This window comes from Mycobacterium sp. AT1 (assembly GCF_002043095.1).
In the GTDB taxonomy this organism is placed as follows: Bacteria; Actinomycetota; Actinomycetes; order Mycobacteriales; family Mycobacteriaceae; genus Mycobacterium.
Genome location: NZ_MVOC01000023.1, coordinates 1 through 18,633 on the forward strand (window position 1 = coordinate 1; position 18,633 = coordinate 18,633).

The 18,633-nt window shown below is 68.3% G+C and carries 19 protein-coding genes; 9 read left to right on the forward strand and 10 right to left on the reverse strand.

Annotated features, from left to right (window positions below):
- From B1790_RS11445 to B1790_RS11455, 3 genes are all read left to right on the forward strand, one after another.
- Positions 1-443: glycosyltransferase (locus B1790_RS11445; protein WP_079923337.1), on the forward strand; the 443-nt coding region annotated here is incomplete at its 5' end.
- Positions 440-1,126 (forward strand): DUF2064 domain-containing protein, encoded by a 687-nt coding sequence (locus tag B1790_RS11450; RefSeq protein WP_233165067.1) that lies wholly within the window; start codon positions 440-442, stop codon positions 1,124-1,126. The genes B1790_RS11445 and B1790_RS11450, both read left to right, overlap by 4 nt.
- Positions 1,116-1,748, forward strand: a complete 633-nt coding sequence (locus tag B1790_RS11455) for a methyltransferase domain-containing protein (protein ID WP_079923338.1) — start codon at positions 1,116-1,118, stop codon at positions 1,746-1,748. The genes B1790_RS11450 and B1790_RS11455 overlap by 11 nt, the downstream gene beginning before the upstream one ends.
- An 82-nt stretch (positions 1,749-1,830) precedes the next feature.
- Here B1790_RS11455 and B1790_RS11460 read toward each other — a convergent pair whose 3' ends face one another.
- The gene (locus tag B1790_RS11460) at positions 1,831-3,186 is read right to left on the reverse strand and encodes a hypothetical protein (RefSeq protein ID WP_079923339.1); all 1,356 of its coding nucleotides are present in this window, start codon (positions 3,184-3,186) and stop codon (positions 1,831-1,833) included.
- Positions 3,187-3,254: 68 nt separating this feature from the next.
- On the reverse strand, positions 3,255-4,064 hold the full coding sequence (locus tag B1790_RS11465; RefSeq protein WP_079923340.1) for an LLM class F420-dependent oxidoreductase: 810 nt from the start codon (positions 4,062-4,064) through the stop codon (positions 3,255-3,257).
- 158 nt (positions 4,065-4,222) lie between these two features.
- Here B1790_RS11465 and B1790_RS11470 point away from each other — a divergent pair, with 158 nt between their 5' ends.
- Both B1790_RS11470 and phoU read left to right on the forward strand, forming a co-directional pair.
- A complete protein-coding gene (locus B1790_RS11470; RefSeq protein WP_079923341.1) occupies positions 4,223-4,990 on the forward strand; it encodes an endonuclease/exonuclease/phosphatase family protein in 768 nt (255 codons plus the stop codon).
- 129 nt (positions 4,991-5,119) lie between these two features.
- On the forward strand, positions 5,120-5,779 hold the full coding sequence (gene phoU, locus B1790_RS11475) for a phosphate signaling complex protein PhoU (RefSeq protein ID WP_079923342.1): 660 nt from the start codon (positions 5,120-5,122) through the stop codon (positions 5,777-5,779).
- 53 nt (positions 5,780-5,832) lie between these two features.
- Here phoU and B1790_RS11480 read toward each other — a convergent pair whose 3' ends face one another.
- Genes B1790_RS11480 through B1790_RS11490 form a run of 3 tightly spaced genes read right to left on the reverse strand, consistent with a single transcriptional unit; the run spans position 5,833 to position 10,155 of the window.
- On the reverse strand, positions 5,833-7,017 hold the full coding sequence (locus B1790_RS11480) for an NAD(P)/FAD-dependent oxidoreductase (protein ID WP_079923343.1): 1,185 nt from the start codon (positions 7,015-7,017) through the stop codon (positions 5,833-5,835).
- Between the two features lie 34 nt (positions 7,018-7,051).
- A complete protein-coding gene (locus tag B1790_RS11485; RefSeq protein WP_079923344.1) occupies positions 7,052-9,412 on the reverse strand; it encodes a glycoside hydrolase family 65 protein in 2,361 nt (786 codons plus the stop codon).
- The gene (locus tag B1790_RS11490; RefSeq protein WP_079923345.1) at positions 9,409-10,155 is read right to left on the reverse strand and encodes a beta-phosphoglucomutase family hydrolase; all 747 of its coding nucleotides are present in this window, start codon (positions 10,153-10,155) and stop codon (positions 9,409-9,411) included. Before B1790_RS11490 ends, B1790_RS11485 begins: the two co-directional genes overlap by 4 nt.
- A gap of 213 nt (positions 10,156-10,368) precedes the next feature.
- Between B1790_RS11490 and B1790_RS11495 the strand changes: the two genes are divergently transcribed.
- Positions 10,369-11,544, forward strand: a complete 1,176-nt coding sequence (locus B1790_RS11495) for an acyl-CoA dehydrogenase family protein (protein WP_079923346.1) — start codon at positions 10,369-10,371, stop codon at positions 11,542-11,544.
- Positions 11,545-11,551: 7 nt separating this feature from the next.
- Positions 11,552-12,661: an acyl-CoA dehydrogenase family protein gene (locus tag B1790_RS11500; RefSeq protein ID WP_079923347.1), complete on the forward strand. Its 1,110-nt coding sequence runs from the start codon at positions 11,552-11,554 to the stop codon at positions 12,659-12,661.
- 6 nt (positions 12,662-12,667) lie between these two features.
- Here the strand turns inward: B1790_RS11500 and B1790_RS11505 are convergent, their stop codons facing one another.
- Positions 12,668-13,225: a type 1 glutamine amidotransferase domain-containing protein gene (locus B1790_RS11505; protein ID WP_079923348.1), complete on the reverse strand. Its 558-nt coding sequence runs from the start codon at positions 13,223-13,225 to the stop codon at positions 12,668-12,670.
- Positions 13,226-13,379: 154 nt separating this feature from the next.
- Here B1790_RS11505 and B1790_RS11510 point away from each other — a divergent pair, with 154 nt between their 5' ends.
- Both B1790_RS11510 and B1790_RS11515 read left to right on the forward strand, forming a co-directional pair.
- On the forward strand, positions 13,380-13,799 hold the full coding sequence (locus B1790_RS11510; RefSeq protein ID WP_079923349.1) for a ChaB family protein: 420 nt from the start codon (positions 13,380-13,382) through the stop codon (positions 13,797-13,799).
- A gap of 84 nt (positions 13,800-13,883) precedes the next feature.
- Positions 13,884-15,440 (forward strand): Na+/H+ antiporter, encoded by a 1,557-nt coding sequence (locus B1790_RS11515; RefSeq protein ID WP_079923350.1) that lies wholly within the window; start codon positions 13,884-13,886, stop codon positions 15,438-15,440.
- 7 nt (positions 15,441-15,447) lie between these two features.
- Here B1790_RS11515 and B1790_RS11520 read toward each other — a convergent pair whose 3' ends face one another.
- The 4 genes from B1790_RS11520 to menE all read right to left on the reverse strand — a co-directional run bounded on the left by B1790_RS11520 (position 15,448) and on the right by menE (position 18,605).
- Positions 15,448-16,593: an AI-2E family transporter gene (locus tag B1790_RS11520; RefSeq protein WP_079923351.1), complete on the reverse strand. Its 1,146-nt coding sequence runs from the start codon at positions 16,591-16,593 to the stop codon at positions 15,448-15,450.
- A gap of 15 nt (positions 16,594-16,608) precedes the next feature.
- A complete protein-coding gene (locus B1790_RS34995; RefSeq protein WP_185934646.1) occupies positions 16,609-16,764 on the reverse strand; it encodes a DUF6131 family protein in 156 nt (51 codons plus the stop codon).
- Between the two features lie 121 nt (positions 16,765-16,885).
- Entirely contained in the window at positions 16,886-17,500 is a 615-nt protein-coding gene (locus tag B1790_RS11530) for a pyridoxamine 5'-phosphate oxidase family protein (RefSeq protein ID WP_079923352.1), read from the reverse strand.
- A 7-nt stretch (positions 17,501-17,507) separates the two neighbouring features.
- A complete protein-coding gene (gene menE / locus B1790_RS11535; protein ID WP_079923423.1) occupies positions 17,508-18,605 on the reverse strand; it encodes an o-succinylbenzoate--CoA ligase in 1,098 nt (365 codons plus the stop codon).
- Between the last annotated feature and the right edge of the window lie 28 nt (positions 18,606-18,633).

Here is an 18,633-nt window from a genome sequence, read left to right on the forward strand (position 1 = left end):
CGGCGTCGACGCCGATCGTCGCGGTGATCGACGGCGACGGGTCGCTGGATCCGCGGGAACTTCCCAAGCTCGTCGAGGAACTGGACCGCGGCGCCGACATGGCGGTGGGCCGTCGTCGCCCACTACCGGGGGTCGGCTGGCCGTGGCACGCCCGCCTCGGCACGCAGGTGGTGTGCTGGCGACTGCGCACTCGGCACGGCATCGAGGTGCACGACATTGCGCCCATGCGGGTAGCTCGCCGGGATGCCGTCGTCGGGCTGGGTGTAGAAGATCGCAGATCAGGGTATCCGCTGGAATTGTTGGTCCGAGCAGCTGCCGCGGGTTGGACAGTTGCTGAGCACGACGTCGCGTATGGATCACGTACGGGGGGCAAGTCGAAGGTGAGTGGGTCGGTGCGCGGCAGTGTCCTTGCAATACTTGATTTTTGGCGGGTGATTTCGTGACGGGGGAGTTGTCCGTTGCGGTGCTGGTCGTCGCGAAGGCGCCGGTGCCAGGGCTGGCGAAGACGCGCTTGGCGGCCACCATTGGCAACGCGGCGGCCGCCGACGTCGCCGCGGCTGCGCTGCTTGACACGTTGGACGCCGTCGCGTCCGCTCCCGTCGCCGCACGGGTGGTCGCCATGACAGGTGACCTGGCTGCCGCGAGCCGCAGTGCTGAAATCCGTTCGCGACTGGCCGATTTCACGGTCCTCGAACAACGGGGTGACGGCTTCGCCGAGCGTCTCGTCAACGCCCACGCCGATGCCGCGGTGGCGACCGGCGGGCTGCCCGTGGTGCAGATCGGCATGGACACCCCGCAGGTGACCTCGGAGCTGCTGGCCGAGTGCGGCACCGCGCTGCTGTCCACCGACGCCGTGCTTGGCATGGCCACCGACGGCGGGTGGTGGGTGCTTGGGCTGACCGATCCCGGTGGCGCCGAGTGCCTGCGGGACGTGCCGATGTCCACCGCCGAGACCGGCGCCGTAACGCTTGCCGCCCTTCGTGACACAGGACTCACCGTGGGATTGGTATCAGAATTGGCAGACGTCGACACCGTCGACGACGTCGAAGCGGTTCGTCGGGCGTGCCCGCCGGACAGTCGATTCAGTCGGGTGAAGCTGACCGTGGAGGTGGGACGTGCTGGGTAACCTGTATGACGAGGCGTTGACGGGCGAGCGATGTTGGATTCGCCACGACGACGGCAGCATTCAAGGGCTTCCCGTGCACAGCTGGCTGCCAGGCGGCAAACGGCTCGACAAGGCCTTCGACGCGGCGGTGCTCGACATGTGTGACGGGCCGACGATCGACTTGGGTTGCGGGCCTGGACGTTTCGTCGCCCACCTGACCAAGCTGGGCATCCCGGCGCTTGGCGTTGACCAGTCGCAGACCGCCGTGGAGCTGGCGCGCCGCAGCGGCGCTCCTGCCTTGCGGCGCGACGTCTTCGACCGGCTGCCCGGCATGGGCCGGTGGGGGACGGTGCTCCTGGCCGACGGCAACGTGGGCCTTGGCGGCGACCCGTCGCGGGTGCTCCGGCGGGCCGGTGAGCTGATGCGCACCGGGGGGCGTTGCGTCGCCGAATTCGACCCGAACATCAGCGGTGTGCAGTCTCGCTGGGTCCGGCTCGAGTCGGCAACCACCGTCGGGCCGTGGTTCCCGTGGGCGTCGGTCGGCGTCGACTGCGCCAAGCGGCTGGCCGAGGAGGTCGGGCTCGCGGTCAAGGAGGTTCTGCCGATTGGGCAACGGGTGCTGGCCAGCCTCGCCGCCGCATAGTCGCCTCGTCCGCGAGCGGGCGTGTCTGCGGCCGACACGCCGCTTCAGAAGAGGAGTTCGTGCACGCTCGGCGCGGGTCTGGCTACCAGTTCGTCAGAATCAGGTGGTTCAGCGCCAGCGCGCCAATCACGTTGAGGCCCAACCACCATCGCTGGGACCGCGGCGGCAGCAGCGCCCCGGCGGCGGTCAACCAGATGGTGTATGGCAGCCAGATTCGCTCCACCTCTGCCTTGCTGAGCATGCTCAGGTCGGCGCAGACGGTGGCCAGCAGCGCGCCGAGGATCAGCAGGTGGACGCCGGAGCGGCCCTTGACGAGCGTCAGGTCGAAGGCGCGTGACACCCCCGCCACGGTGCCGAGACCGACCGCGCACACCACCGAGGCGAAGTTGGCCCACGCCCAGTATTGGAACGGCCGATTCATCGCGATGCCCTGCCAATACCGTTCCTGCACCAGGACGTAACCGTCGAACCACCAGAACCCCGCCAGTGCGAAGACCCCGACGACGGCCAGCGCGGCGACCACGGCGGGGATGAGGGCCCGCAGCGCGGAGCGGACGTCCTTGGCGGCGATCAGCACGGCCACCGCAGGCAGGGAGATCAGGCCGAGTCCGTAGTTGAGGAAGATGCCCCAGCCCAGCAGCAGCCCAGCGCCGGCACCTGCCAGCAGGGACAGCCGCGTCGTGCCGCGGACGGCGAGCGCCAGCAGTGCCAGTCCCCACGCCGCCACCCCGGCGAAGTACCCGTCGGCCGACACCGCGATCCAGATGGCCGTCGGCGCCACGGCGACGAATGGTGCCGCGCTGCGGGCGATCTCCGCACCGGACAGTGCCCGCACCGCCACCACGATCGCTGCGGACGCACTCGAGCCGACGAGGAGGCACAGCAGTCCGGCCCATGCACCGCCGCTGAGTCCGATGCGGTCCAACCAGACGAAGGTCAGCAGGGCGCCGGGCGGGTGGCCGGAGACGTGCGTGATCCACGAATCAGGTTGGAAGTCGAGAATTCTCGACGAGAAGGATCGAAGTGCGTACGGAATGTCGGTGACCGACGGCACCTGGCGCAGGTACTCGTTCGACGTCTCGAGGCGGCGGGCGAAGCCGAGCGACCAGCCGTCGACCATCGCGAGTGCGAACGCCCATGCACACGCCGTCGCCCACGTCACCAACGGCACCGCCCGCCACGGCAGCCGCCGAGCCACCGCGGGTCCCCACAGTGTGGTCCCTAGGCCGATTGCGATCGCGGGGATGGTGCCCCACCCCACGTGAGCGTCCCACCACCCGAAGATCGGTGCGGCCTGGGCGAACATCTCGATCTGGCGCGGCGTGCTGTTGATCAGCGGCGTGACGATCCCCAGATTCAGATGGGGGACCGCGAACGCCGCGGCCACCAGCACGACGGCCAAGACGGCGGCGACGATCTCGCGGCGAGCTGACTTCACGCCTACCCACCCTAGGCGTGGTGGCTGTCGGGTTGCCGTGACGTCTCTCTGACGGCGGCCCCGCTAACTCAGCTGTCGCGCCACTTCACCATCTGTTCGATGGTCGTGAAGTCGTACCCGTCGGCGTCGGGGTGGATCTCGGTGGTGAACAGCGTGACGCCTGCGTCGCGGTAGGCGTCGGCACTCGCGGCGTCCTCCCAGACCGAGGAACGTTCGACGTCGGAGTCCTTGCGGCCGTTGGCTTCGGCCAACTCCCCGACGACGTCGCTGGCCTTGCGGAACCTTTCGACGGGCAGGAAGCTGTGCCAGATGTCGGCGTGCTTGGCGACCGCGGGGATGGTGCGCTTGACGCCCGATCCGCCGATCAGAATCGGGATGTCGCGAACCGGCGCGGGGTTCAGCGCACGCAACCGGCGCTCGATGCGGTCGAGGCTCTCGTCGAAGAGGTCGAAGCGCGACCTCACCGTGCCGAAGTCGTAACCGTATGTGGTGTAGTCCTTTTCATACCAGCCAGCGCCAAGGCCCAGGACCAGGCGGCCGCCGCTGATGTGGTCGACGGTGCGGGCCATGTCGGCGAGCAGGTCCGGATTGCGGTAGCCGACGCCGGTGACCAGCAGGCCGATTTCCGCGTGCGAGGTGATCTCGCCCCAGGAGGCCAGGGCCGTCCAGCCCTCGAAGTTCGGGATGTCCGGCTGCACCTGCGACAGCACCGGCGAGCCGTCGACCCTGCCGTCGAAGGCCGGGGCGTGGAAGTGGTCGTAGCCGAAGATGACGTCGACGCCGATGTTCTCGGCGCGCAGCACGGCCTCCCGCCAACTGCGGTAGTCGGGGGCTCCACCCGGCCAGAGTTGAACGCCTACGCGGGTGGGTCGGGTCATGCGCGCTCCTGGGACTGGACGACGGGTCACCCAGGGTCAATAGGGCTCGTAGACCGTTTATTCCAAGACCGTCACGATGCTCAGACGTTCCACGAGGAACAGGAAGGCCGTCGCGCAGGGCATCTTGGTGGGTGGCCATATTGGGTACCTAGTACCCCATGCGGCTCGCGACATTCAACATCCTGCACGGCAGAACGGTGGGTGACGGCGTCGTCGACGTGCAGAGGCTCCAAGACTGCGTGCGGGCCGTCGACGCCGACGTGCTGGCACTTCAGGAGGTCGACGTCGACCAGCCGCGCTCCAACCTGGTCGACCTGACCGCCGCCGCGGCCGAGGCGATGGGCGCGGTCACCCATCGGTTCGTCGCGGCGATCGCCGGCACGCCCGGCGCCACCTGGAGCGCCGCCACCGGTGACGAACAGCCGGGGGCGGCGGCGTACGGCATCTCGCTGCTGTCCCGGTTCCCCGCGACGTCGTGGCAGGTGGTGCGCATGCCGCGCCTCCCGGTCAAGGTGCCGGTGTATCTGCGTGACGCCAACCGAGTGATCATCGTCGACGAGGAGCCGCGTGCCGCGGTGATCGGATGTTTCGAGACTCCGCTTGGCCCGCTCACCGTCGCCAACACCCACCTGTCCTTCGTGCCGGGGTGGAACCGGCGCCAACTGCGACGGCTCGTCCGCGACCTGCGTGGCCTGCCGGGCCCGCACGTGCTCGCCGGTGATCTCAACCTCGGGCCGGCCGCGGTGCGGCGCTACTCGGGTATGCGCGCTCTCGCCACGGCGCCGACCTTTCCCCATGACGCGCCGAGCCGGCAGCTCGACCATCTGTTGACCGACGACGACGGCCTGATCGCGACGGGAGCCCTGGCGCCGGAGATGCCGATCTCCGATCACCGGCCGCTGATCGTGGAGATCGAGCGCCGGTAGCTGCCGGTGCGCTCGGGCGATGACCGGACGGACCGAGCTGGCACCCGCACCCATAGGTGTTTGGGACCGTTCGACCGGGGTAGGACGCCAGAGCAGTCGCAACATTTCAGGAGCCATTCAGGAGCCCAGGTGCGGACGGACTTTCGACAGCAGCTCGAGTCGTTGCAGGCCGACCTCGGCGCGATGTGCGCACTGGCCGGTGATGCGGTCGGTCGGGCCACCCGCGGACTGCTCGAGGTCGACGCCGAGACGGCCCGCGAGGTGGCCGACGACAACGAGCGGCTTCGTTTGCTGCACAACACGGTGGAGCGTCGCACCCTCGGAATCCTGGCGAAGCAGGCGCCGGTGGCCGGTGACCTCCGCAGGGTGGTGACCGCGATCCGCGTCGCGGCCGACGCCGACCGCATGGGGGGACTCGCCGCCCACGTCGCCAAGGTCAGCCTGCGCCGTCATCCGGCATCGGCGATACCACGGGAGCTACACGCCCGGTTCGACGAAATGGGCTCCACGGCAGTGGGTCTCGCCGAGTGCTGCCGCGACATCCTGACCACGGGCGACTGCTCGCAGGCACTTCGGGTCAGAGCCGAGGACCGTGTGATGGAGACGATGCACCGGGAGTTGTTCGGAGAGGTGATGAGTCCTGGTTGGTCTCATGGTGCCGTCGTCGCCTCCGACGTCGTCCTCCTCGGGCGGTTCTACGGCCGGTTCGCCGACCACGCTGACGAGATCGCGCGACGGATGGTGTTCCAAGCCAGCGGTGCGGCGCTCGCCCGCGAACCGGCCATCTGACGCCGCGTCGCTACCGTTCACTAGCGGGCGGGGGTCGACGCTGGTCGGCTGCTCTAGGTTCCGGTTCGGGTGGTCTGCACCGGCGCGGGTCGGCCATCGGCGATCAACCCTTCGCCGAGGTCGTAGTCGTCGTCGGCATTGCACGTCAGCACGCCGACGGTCTTGCCTGCTGCTTCGTACCAAACCGTGAACCCGTCGTCGTGGTCGACGACCCGGCTGGCGTCGTAGCCGTCGCCCCAGGCGTGGTACTTGACCGCGGTGTCGCCGATCGTCGACCAGAAGCCAGGCACGGCGTGCCAAGTGGCCGTGACGCCTGCCGCCTGAGCGCCCGCGACGTCGCCGTGGTCGACGGCGTCCTGCCAGTGCTCGACGGCGACGTGTCGACCAGCGGCGGTGTTGAAGGCGAATGCGACGTCGCCGGCGGCGTACACGTCGGGAGCCGAGGTCCGCATGTCCGCCCCGACGACGATGCGGGAGTCCCGCACGTTGAGTCCGGCGGCGGAGGCGATCTCGCTGTGCGGTGTGACACCGGTCGCGGCGAGCACCAGATCGCAGTCGACTGTCACGCCGTCGTCCAGTCGCACACCCGACTCGTCGACCGACGTCACCGACGTTCCCGACACGTACCGCACGCCCGTTGCCGTCACCAGGTCGAGCAGGCGGCGGCCCGCCTCCGCGCCGAGACGCTTCTCCTGCGGCACGTCGTCGGGGGCCACCAACGTGACCGACAGTCCACGCATGGCCAGCGACGCCGCGGCCTCGCATCCGATGAAGCCAGCTCCGATCACGACGGCCGACTTCGCGTCGGCGGCGGCGTCGCGGAGCCGACGCGCGTCGGCCAGTGCGCGCAGCAGGAGCGCCCGCTCACCGCCGGGCACCGGCAGTGGCGACGGTCCGGCACCGCAGGCAAGCACCAAGGCGCCGTAGGGAATTCGCTCCCCGTCGACGGTGACCATGTGCGCGTCGACGTCAATCTCGGTCACGGGCTTGCCGTGGCGAAGGTCGACGTCACGGTCGACGAACCACTCCGGCGGGTGGAGGAACAGTTCGTCGCCGTCCGCCACCTCATCCAGGTCACCGCGTAGGAAGTCCTTGCTCAGCGGCGGGCGCTCGTACGGCAGGTCGGGGTCGGCGCTCAGCACCAGTACCGGTCCTTCGCCACCGTTGCGGCGATACGACCCGGCGGCGCTGATGCCCGCTGGACCACTTCCGACGACGACCAATCCCGCTGCGCTCATCCTGGGCTCATACCCACTCCCTGGCGCCACACACTCACCGCAGGCGGCGCTGCGGTCTGCGGCCAGCCGGTTGTCGTGGCTCTGGCAGCGACGGGGCGTGTTCCTGCAATCGCACCGTGGTGGGCTCCTCGCTGCTCAGGTCGAGCTCGGCGCCGGCGTGACGAATGGTCAGGCGAGCGCCGTCGCTGCCGTCGCACGGGGACAGTCCGTAGACCACGTCGCCGTGGTTGGCGTCGACGGTGACCCGAAGTCCTCGCCACCGGATGCGAAACCGCAGCCGGGTGATTTGCTCGGGCAGGTGTGGGTCGAGTTCGAGCACGCCGTCGTCGTCGCGCAGGCCGCCGAAGCCGGCGACGAGCGCCGTCCACGCTCCCGCGAGCGACGCCATGTGCAGGCCGTCGCGGGTGTTGTCGTGCAGGTTGCGTAGATCGATCAACGCCGCTTCGTAGGCGTAGTCGTGGGCCAGCTCGAGATGTCCGACCTCGGCGCACAACACGGCCTGGGTGGACGCCGACAGCGACGAGTCGCGCACCATGCGCGGCTCGTAGTAGTCGACGTTGCGGGCCTTCTGTTCGGGGGTGAACGCGTGGCTCTGCCAGTGCATCGCCAGCACGAGGTCGGCCTGCTTGATCACCTGCGCCGGGTAGAGCCGGACATAGGGTTCGTGCAGGAGCAGCGGATACGACGTGTTGTCGTCGAAGTCCCACTCGCGCAACGTGGTAAACCCCTCACACTGCTGGTGGACGCCAAGGCCTTCGTCGACTGGCACGTGCACGGCGTCGGCAGCGTCTCGCCAGGCTGCGGTCTCCTCGGTGGTGACGCCAAGGGCGCGGGCGCGCTCGGAATGGCGACCGCACGCCGCCGCCGCGATGCGCAGGTTGTCCGCGGCCATCAAGTTGGTGAAGACGTTGTCCCGCACCACCGCCGTGTACTCGTCGGGCCCCGTCACCCCGTCGAGGTGCCAGCGGCCGTGGCGGTCGTGGTGCCCGAGCGACACCCATAGCCGCGCCGTCTCGATCAGCACTTCGAGTCCGCAGTCCTCCTCGAGCGACTGGTCCCCGGTGACGACGCGATAGCGCTCGAACGCGACGGCGATGTCGGCGTTGACGTGCCATGCCGCGGTCCCGGCCGGCCAGTACGCCGAGCACTCCTGCCCGCGGATGGTGCGCCAGGGAAAGCTGGCGCCGGCCAGGTCCAGTTCAGCGGCCCTGGCCCGGGCCAGGTCGAGGGTCGTCGCCCGCCAGCGCAGGGCGTCGGCGGCGGCGTGTGGATGGGTGTAGGTCAGCACCGGCAGCACGAAACCCTCGGTGTCCCAGAAGGCGTGCCCGTCATAGCCCGTTCCGGTGAGTCCCTTTCCCGGAATGGCTCGCCGCTCGGCCCGCGCGCTGGCCTGCAGCACGTGGAACAGCCCGAAACGCACCGCCTGCTGAATCTCCGGATCACCCTCCACTTCGACGTCGGCGTTGTCCCAGAAGTCGTCGAGGTACGCGCGTTGGGCGTCGAGCAGGCCCTGCCAGCCGGTGTACCTCGCCCCGGTGAGTGCTCCGGCGACCTGGTCGTGCAGCGCGGGCCGGGAGCGCAGGCTGGACCAGCCGTACGCCAGATACTTGACGACGCGCAGTTTCTGACCGGGACGCAGGCCGCAGATCACCGTCGTGCGGGCCAGGTCGTCCCAGCACTCGGTGTGGGTTTCGACGCGGCCGGGGACGTCGACGTCGTGGTCCATGGCGGCGGCCATCGTCAGTTCGCTTTGCCGGGTGCGGTGGATGAGGACGGCGCGCCCGCCGTCGCAGTCGTGCGAGACGGGTTCCAGTGGCCTCTCCAGCAGCGCCGCCGCCCGCGGATCCTCCGACGTCTCGGGCTGATCCTCGTTGGCCACCAGTTCCGATTGGATTGTCACCCTGGTGAATTCGTCGACCGCCTCGACGACGTATTCGACGGCGGCGACGCCGCGTTGGGCGAGGGACACCAACCGGGTGCTGGTCACGTCGATCAGCCGCCCGGCCGGTGAACGCCAACGGACGCTGCGAGTCAGCGTTCCTGCGCGGAAGTCGAGGGTTCGTTCGTGGTGCTGCAACTCGCCGTATCGGACGTCGAACGGCTCGTCGTCGACCATCAGCCGCAGGATCTTGCCGTTGGTGACGTCGACGAGGGTCTGGCCCTCCTCGGGGTAGCCGAAGCCCGCCTCGGCGTACGGCAGCGGTCGAATCTCGAAGAACGAGTTGAGGTAGGTCCCCGGTGCGCCGTGGGGTTCGCCTTCGTCGAGGTTCCCGCGAAGACCGATGTGGCCGTTGGACAATGCGAACAGGGACTCGGACTGGGCGAGGACGTCGAGGTTCAGCGACGTCTCGCGAAGGCACCACGGTTCCACCGGATAGGTGGCGTCGACCGTCATCGATCACCGAGCAGGTCGGCGAGATCGGTGACGACGACGTCGGCGCCGTGTTCGCGCAGGGCGTCGGCCTGCCCGACCCGGTCGACGCCGACGACCAAGCCGAACCGACCCGCGCGTCCCGCCTCGACGCCGGAGAGCGCGTCCTCGAACACCGCCGCCGCCGCTGGCTCGACGCCAAGTCGGCGGGCCCCCTCCAAATACGAGTCAGGTGCGGGCTTTCCGGCGATCTTCTGCTCCCGGATCGTGACGCCGTCGACGCGCTGGTCGACGAACTTCGCCAGCCCGGTCAGCTCGAGCACCTCACGGGTATTGGCCGACGACGAGACCACCGCGACCGGAAGGCCTTGTTCGGCAACGGCTTCCAGGTATCGGCGCGACCCTTCGAACACCGTGATGCCGTCGGTCTTCATGGTCTTGCGGAATGCGGCGTTCTTGCGGTTGCCGAGGCCAGTCACGGTCTCGGCGCCGGTCTCGGCCTTGTCGCCGTCGTCCGGATCGCCCTCCGGCAGGGTGATGTCGCGACTCCGTAGGAATGACCGCACGCCGTCGGACCTTGTCTTGCCGTCGACGTAACGCAGATAGTCGGCGTCGGCGTCGAACGGCACGAAGTTCGAGCCGAAGCGCGACCTGAGGAAGTCGTCGAACATCGCCTTCCAGGCCCGGCGGTGGACGCTCGCGGTGTCGGTCAGCACCCCGTCGAGGTCGAACAGGCAGGCGTGGACACCGTCGGGCAGGCCTAACACATGGCACCTTCTTCGCTCGTCGACTCCGGTCGCGGCACCGGCTTTGGGACCACGAGGGAATCGGGTACCCAATTTGGGCGGATTGCTTTCAAGTTGGTGACACGGCACTCTCGGCAGTGCGTTGCCAGTTACTCCCGACACGGGGAGGCATAGCCTCTCGGGAGTAGTCGCAAAGTTGGTCGGGCGGGGCCCGCAGATTTCGGAGGTTCGACAGTGAAGCTCGCGCTCAGTGACGACGAAGCCGCGTTCCGCGACGAGTTGCGGGAGTTCTTCACCACCAAGATTCCGGCGGACATTCGGGCCAGGGTCCGCGACGGTGAGCTCAAGCTGCCCGACGACGTGGTGACCACGCAGCGGATCATGAACGAACACGGTCTGGCCGTACCCAACTGGCCCGTCGAGTGGGGCGGAAAGGACTGGACGCCCCTGCAGCGACAGATCTGGTCCGACGAGATGCGGCTGGCGTGCGTACCGGAGCCGTTGGCGTTCAACGCCAGCATGGTCGGGCCGGTGATCGCCAGGTTCGGGTCCCAGGAGCTCAAGGAACGCTTCCTCCCGCCGACCGCCAACGTGGACATCTGGTGGTGCCAGGGGTTCTCGGAGCCGGAGGCCGGTTCGGATCTGGCGTCGGTGCGCACCACGGCCGTCCGTGACGGTGACTCGTATGTGATCAACGGTCAGAAGACGTGGACCACCCTCGGGCAGCATGCGGACTGGATCTTCGTCCTCGCACGTACCGACCCGACCGCGCCGAAGCGCCAGGCGGGCATCTCGTTCCTGCTGGCAGAGATGTCGACCCCGGGCATCACGCTGCGCCCGATCAAGCTGATCGACGGCGGTTACGAGGTCAACGAGGTCTTCTTCGAGGACGTCCGCGTGCCCGCCGATCAGCTCGTCGGGGAGGAGAACAGCGGCTGGACCTATGCCAAGTTCCTGCTGAGCAACGAACGCACCGGGATCGCCAGGATCGGGACGACGAAGGTGTGGCTGGCGCAGGTGAAGGAGCATGCCGCGCAAACGCTCACCGAAGACGGCACGCTGCTGCAGGATCCGCTGTTCGCGGCGCGGGTGGCCGAGATCGAGAACGAGTTGCTGGCGCTGGAGATCACGCAGTTGCGGGTCAGCGGTTCCGAGGCGGACGGCAAGCCCAATCCGGCGTCGTCGATCCTCAAGCTGAAGGGCAGCCAACTGCAGCAGGCGGTGACCGAATTGCTCGTCGACGTCGCCGGACCCGATGCGCTGCCGTTCGACGCCGGGGACGGCATCGGCTCGCCGCCGTGGGCGCAGCATGCCGCCCCGAAGTACTTGAACTACCGCAAGGTGTCGATCTACGGCGGCACGAACGAAGTGCAACGCACGATCGTCGCGTCGACGATTCTGGGACTGTGAGGACGCCATGGACTTCGATCTGACCGACGAGCAGGACCTGCTGCGCAACATCACCAGCGAGGTGCTGACGCGCAACTACGACGTCGAGAAGCGCCTGAAGGTGATCGACACCGATCTCGGCTGGAGCCGCGAGGTCTGGGGGCAGCTGGCCGAGATGGGCATTCTCGGACTCGGTTTCGACCCAGACGAGTCGGGTCAGATCGAGCTGACGGTGGTTCTCACTGAGATCGGCAGGCGCCTCGCGCCGGAGCCGGTTGCCGCGGCCGCGCTCATTCCTGGCGGCGTGATCGCCGAACTGGGCGACGACGCGCAGCGGAAGATGCTCGACGACGTGGCCGAGGGTCAGACGCTGCTGGCGCTGGCTCATCACGAGCCGGGCATGCGGGGTGTCACGATGAGGGTCGCGACTCGGGCTGAGCGCCAAGGTGATTCGTGGACGCTCACGGGCCGGAAGAACCCCGTCCTTGCCGGCGACTGCGCCGACGTGTTCGTCGTCAGTGCCGCGCTGCCCGACGGCGGGGGCGTCGGACTGTTCGTCGTGGGTGCCGATGCGGTGAGCCGCACCGCGTTTCGTACGTTCGACGGCCAGCGGGCCGCGCAGCTCGACCTGGAGGCGGCACCGGCCGAACCACTCGGTACCGGCGGTGACGCCGCCCAGGGTCTTCAGAACGCACTCATCCGGCACCAGTCGGCGCTGTGCTCCGAAGCCGTCGGCGCGATGGCGGAGGCCTTGCGGCTCACCACGGAATACTTGACCACCCGCAAGCAGTTCGGGGTGCCGCTGAGCACCTTCCAGACGCTGACCCAGCGTGCCGCCGACATGTACGTATCCCTCGAATTGGCTCGCAGCATGAGCCTTTACGCGGCGATGTCGATTGCCGACGGCGTCTTCGACCCCGTGATCGCGGCACGCGCCAAGCTGCAGATCAGCCGGTCGGGCCGACACATCGCCGAGGAAGCGATTCAGCTGCACGGCGGGATTGGCGTCACCTCCGAATATCCGGTGGGTCACTACGCCGCCCGGCTCACCGCGATCAACCAGACGCTGGGCTCGGCCGACGACCAGCTGCGGGTGCTCGCCCGCGGCCTGGACACCTACGGCACCGTGTCGCTATAGCGCCGCTCAGGTGTGGGCGGGCGTATTGGCGAACTGATCGGTGATCGCCTGACAGAACGCGGGCAGGTCGTCGGGGGAGCGGCTGGTGATGATGTTGCCGTCCATGCACACCTGCTGGTCGACGACGATGGCGCCTGCGTTGCGCAGGTCGGTCCGGATGCTGGGGTACGAGGTGAGCGTGCGACCCCGTACCACGTCGGCCTCCACCAACGTCCACGGTCCGTGACAGATGGCCGCGACCGGCTTGCCCGAGTTGACGAAGTCGCGGACGAAGGCGACCGCGGATTCGTCGATGCGCAGCTTGTCGGGGTTGACGGTGCCGCCGGGCAGGACGAGTCCGTCGAACTCGGCGACGTCGGCTCCGGAGACCTCGCGGTCCACCGTGAACGTGCCGGCCGGTTCCAGGTCGTGGTTGCGCGCTTCGATCTCGCCGGACTTCACCGACAACAGGACGACCCGTCCACCGGCGTCTTCGACGGCAGCACGGGGTTCTTCGAGTTCGACCTTCTCGACACCGTCCGCGGCCAGGAAGGCGATCGTGCGGCCTCGTAATTCGTTGGGCATGGGTAGTCCTTTCCTCTCGTCGTGTCCTCTGGGCTGACTACCCACCGGGGGTGCGTCAAACCCGCGAGGGCGGGATTTTGCCGCGGTATGGACGGGCACTGCGCGGGTAACCAACGGTGAGAACTGGTCAACCCGAGGAGAACAGGAGTGTGTGATGCCGAAGACGACCGAGACGGGCAAGGCAAAGAACAGCGAACTGCCCAGCACCCTGAAGAAGTCCGACGACAAGGCCAAGCGCACGTTCGCCAAGGCCCACGATGCCGCGGAGCAAGAGTACGGCGGGGGTGAACGAGCGCACCGTGTCGCCTACAGCGCGCTCAAGCACAGCTACGAGAAGGTCGGCGACCACTGGGAAGAGAAGGACAAGCGCGGGCCATCGGATGACCGCGCCAAGAGTGGCGGCCCGAATGCCAAGGGCGACACCGCCGAGGGCGTGAACGCCAACGCCAGCAAGAAGCACCTCACCGAGGTGGCCCGTCGGCTGGACATTCCAGGCCGTTCGACGATGACCAAGGACGACCTCGTCGAGGCGATCGAGAAGGCGAATCGGCGGGAGACTCGGCGCAACCGCTGAGGGGGCGGCACCCCCCGGGTTGGCCACGCGTGAAGCGGGGAATGACGACGGACTGTGCGTCTTCTCGAAAGGTAACCAAACTCCGTGGCCCTGGTGCTGCTCCTCGTGATCGCGACCGTCCTCCTCGCCCCGCTCGCCGAACGGATGACGGTTCCGTACCCCGTCGTCATGTTGATGTTCGGGTTGCTGGTCGCCGTCGTGCCCGGAGTGGAGGTGCCTACGGTCGACGGCGACTGGATCTTGCCGCTGGTGCTTCCGCCGCTGCTCTTCGCGGCGGCGCGCCGGACGTCATGGCGTCAGTTCCTCGACAACCGGCGCGCCATCGGCCTGCTGGCGGTCGCGTTGGTGGCGGTCACGGCATTCGCGGTCGGAATGGTCGCCGTTGCGGTGGTGCCGGGGCTTCCGTTGATCGCGGCGGTCGCACTCGGAGCCGCGGTGGCCCCGCCGGATCCGGTCGCCGCCACCGCCGTCGCCCGAAAACTGCGGCTGCCCAGGCGACTTCAGACGATCCTGGAGGGAGAGGGGCTCTCCAACGACGCCACGTCCCTGGTGTTGTACGAAGTCGCGGTGGCGGCGACGATGACCGGCGCGCTCTCCCCGGCGAAGGCGGCCGGGTCGTTGGGTCTCGCCGTCGTGGTCGGGATCGCGGTGGGTCTGCTGATCGCGGTCGCCGTCCGCTGGCTGTTGACCCGGCTGCCCGCCCATCCCGCGGGTAGCGGACTCGTCCTGGTCTTGCCATTCGCCGCATACGCCGCCGCCGACGCCGCCCACGGCAGCGGTGTGCTCGCCGTCGTGACGGTGGCCCTTGGGTTGAGCAGGTACGGCGACGTGGAATCCGCCCAGACCCGGCTGGTGTCCGGCACCACTTGGGAGATCGTCGAACTGCTGCTGACCGGTGCCGCATTTGCGTTCGTGGGCTTGGAGATTCGCAACGTGGCTGGCAGCTTGTCCGGCCCGCTGGACGTGGCGATCTGGCAGGCCCTTGCCGTCACCGCGGTCGTCGTCGTCATCCGGTTCGCCTGGATCTTCCCGGTGGCGTCGGTCGACGAACGGTTGCGGCGGCGCAAGGGCGTTGAAGGCGAACCGGTCGGCTGGCGGGAGATGACGGTCGCCTCCTGGGCGGGGATGCGTGGTGTGGTCACGCTGGCCGCGGTCCTCGCGCTGCCCGCCGGAACACCGGCCTTTCCCGAACGCGACCGACTGATCTTCATCGCCTTCGTGGTGATCGTCTTCACGATGGTGGTCCAGGGGCTCACGCTACCGCTGGTGGTGAAGCGGCTCGGCGTGATCGCCTCTGACGACGAGAAGAACGATGCGACACAGGATCTCATTCGCCGGGCCAGGGATGCCGGTTTTCGGCGGCTCGACGAGCTGCGCACCGACGGGAGCCTGGATTCCGAGACCATCGGGCAGGCGGAGGACAACGCCGACCGGATGTGGCACTCGATCGGGTTCACCCCCGGCGAGCACTCCGCCCAGGAGAGTGCCCGCAACGCCGACACCTTGAATTCCGTGAAGGACCAGATCCTGTCGGCCGCGCGGGAGGAGATCAGTTCGGCGCGTGCGGAATCCGGCGTCGACCCAGTCGTGGTGGACGGGGTGCTCAAGCGGCTCGACGCGCGCGGAACTCAACCCGAGTAGCTCACCGTCAGGCGGGGGAGGGCTGGGGTTCGTCGGACCCCGAGTCGACCAGCGGCCCGTCCTCGTCGTCGAGCGCTTGAGTGCGCGCGCCGGGGTCGTCGGCGGCCAGCACCCGCACGAAGCTGTTGAAGAACGCGATGGCGGGTACTGCGAGAAGTGCGCCGATGATGCCCGCGAGCACTCCGCCTGCGGTGAGCCCGAGCACGACGGCCAACGGATGGATCGACACCGCCCTGCCCATCACCAACGGTTGCAGCACGTGCGCTTCGAGCTGCATGACCGCGACGATGACGCCAAAGGTGATGAGCGCGTAGATGACTCCCTTGGCCAGCAGTGCCACGATCACGGCGAGGAAACCGGTGACCAAGGCCCCGACCACGGGGATGAACGCACCGAGGAAGATCAGGGAGGCCAGCGGCAGCGCGAGGGGGATGCCCATGATGGCGAGCCCGCTGCCGATCGCGACCGCGTCGACGAAGGCGACGAGCGAGGTGGCGCGGGCGTACCCGGCCAGCGAATGGAAACCGGCGGCGCCCGCCTCGTGGACCCTGGCCCGGTGCTCCTCTGGCACGACTCGCGTGACGAACTGCCAGATGCTGCGCCCGCCGAGCAGAAAGAAGATGAGGGCGAACAGCAGAAGGAATGCGCCGGCAAGGATTTCGACGATGGTGCCTGCGGTGGACAGCGCCCCGCTGGTCAGCTGGGCTTGATGGGTGCGCAGTGCCTCGGTGAAGGTGTCCACGGCCCGGTTGAGTTGGTCGCGGCTGAGTTCGGCGGGTCCGTTGATGAGCCAGTCCCGGGTGCTCTCGATACTTCGGGTGACTTGCTCGACGAGTTGCGGTGCGCCTTCGATGAATTGGTTGACGACGAAGGCGAGGATGCCGCCGAAGACGGCGAGACCGAAGACGAGGACGAAGGCGACGGCGCCGCCGCGGGCGGCGCCGTGACGGTCAAGGAAGTCGACTGCGGGAAGGGCGAGGGCGGTGAGGATGAGCGCCAATGCGACGGGTACGACCACGACACCGAAGAGTCGAAGGACTTCCAGGAGGACGTACGCGGCGGCGAGGAGGAGAAGGAGGCGCCACGCCCACGCCGCGGACGCACGGACGAGGGGACTGACCCATTTGTCGGTGTGGTCCGCAGCGAGGGGCACGGCGGCGTTACTGCGCTAGAACCAAACTTTTCGGCCACCGACCGGGCGGCCGACGGCACCGAGGATGAACAGAATGATGCCGATTACCAGGAGGATCCAGCCGATGGTGATCAGCAGGGGCAGCGGCAGCAAGTAGCCGGCGACGAGAAGGATGATTCCGAGGACGATCATGCTCAGTCCGATCAGTAGAAGCGAGTGAAACTGTCGGAGAAGGAATTGCCACATTCGTCAAAACCAAACCCCTGGAGCCTCACGAGTTCTTAATAAAGGACTCTTCGCCTGTTTCGCCCGGTCAGTAAAGGATCTTCCGCATGTTTTCCTCGGCGTAGTACTCGTTGAGCTGCTGGTCGGTCAGGTCGGGCTTGATGGCCTTGGCCAGCTGCGCGACCGTGGGCACGGCGGTGGGGTTCCACGTCTCCGGCTTCCAGGCGTCCGAGCGGAGAAAGGCCTTCGCGCAGTGGAAGAAGACTTCGTCGACGTCGATCTCCAGTGCCAGGATCGGACGCTTGCCGTCGACGGTCATGGCGTCGAAGTACGCGGCGTCGGCCATGATTCGCGCGGTGCCGTTGATCCGAAGGGTGTCGCCGCGGCCGGGGATCAGGAACACCGTGCCGACGCGGGGTCGCTGCAGCACGTTGACGAAGCCGTCGACGCGCTTGTTGCCCGGCCGCTCCGGGATCGCGATCGTGGTGTCGTCGACGATGTGCACGAAGCCCGGCGGGTCACCCTTGGGTGAGACGTCGACTCGGCCGTCGGCGTCGGTGGTGGCGACGAAGCCCAGCGGCGAATGGGCGAGCCAATCCTGCTGGGCTTCGGACAGCCGGTCCTTCACCTTGTTGGCGGTGGCCGGTGCGGGAAACCCGACTATGGCGCGCAGATCCTCGACGGTGGTGACTTCACGGGACATGCACCAATCATCCACCGGTGTCGAATCGTTTTGTGAGTTCCCGTCGGTCGAGCTTGCCGATGCCGCGCCGTGGTAGCTCGTCGACGACGTGCACCTCTCGCGGGGCGGCCGTGCCGTCAAGGGTCTGTTCGACGTGAGCCCGCAGCTCGGCCACCGTCGGCGACGCACCGGTGGCGGCCAGCACGACCGCGGCGGCGACGCGCTGGCCCAGCCGCTCGTCGGTCACCCCGAACACGGCACAGTCCGCGATGGCGGGATGCGTCAAGAGGGCTGCCTCGACCAATTGCGGCAGGACGGTCAGCCCGCCGGTGCCGATGGCGTCGTCGACCCGTCCCAGGATGCGCAGCGTCCCCGAATCGTCAACGACGCCAATGTCATCGGTGCGGAACCAGCCGGGTTCGGCGAACGGATCGGGATCGGTCGGATGCCGGTAGCCCTTTGCCAGGGTGGCTCCGCCGAGGATCACGCGGCCGTCGTCGACGCGCAGCTGCACGCCGTCCAGCGGCACGCCGTCGTACACGCAGCCGCCCGCCGTCTCGCTCATGCCGTAGGTCCGCACCACCCGGATACCGGCGGCGGCCGCCGCGTCGCCGACGGTCGCGGGCATCGGGCCGCCTCCGATGAGGACGGCGTCGAGTTCGGCCAGTGCCGCGGTGGCGGCCGGATCGCCGAGCGCCTTGGCCAATTGCACGGCGACCAACGACGTGTAACGCGGCCCGGAGCCCAATGCCGCCACGGCAGAGGGTAATTCGTCGACGTCGAAGCTCGGGTCGACGGCGACGGGAACCGTACCGGCCAGCAGGCTGCGAATCATCACCTGCAAGCCGGCGACGTGGTGGGCGGGCAGAGCCAGCAACCACGTGCCTGGGCCGCCGATTCTGTCGTGAGTGGCCGACGCGCTTGCGATCAGTGCGCGGGCCGTGAGCATGGCGCCCTTCGGCACGCCGGTCGTGCCAGAGGTGGACACCACCAGGGCCACGTCGTCGTCGATGTCCTCTCCGATCCCGAGCGACGACGTCAGCAACTCCGCCGACCGAACGTCCGCGGGAACCGGGAGGATCGCCGATTCGCGACCGTCGAGTACCCCTTCCAGCACCGCGAGCAGTGGCTCGGGCGAGGGGATCGGCGGAACG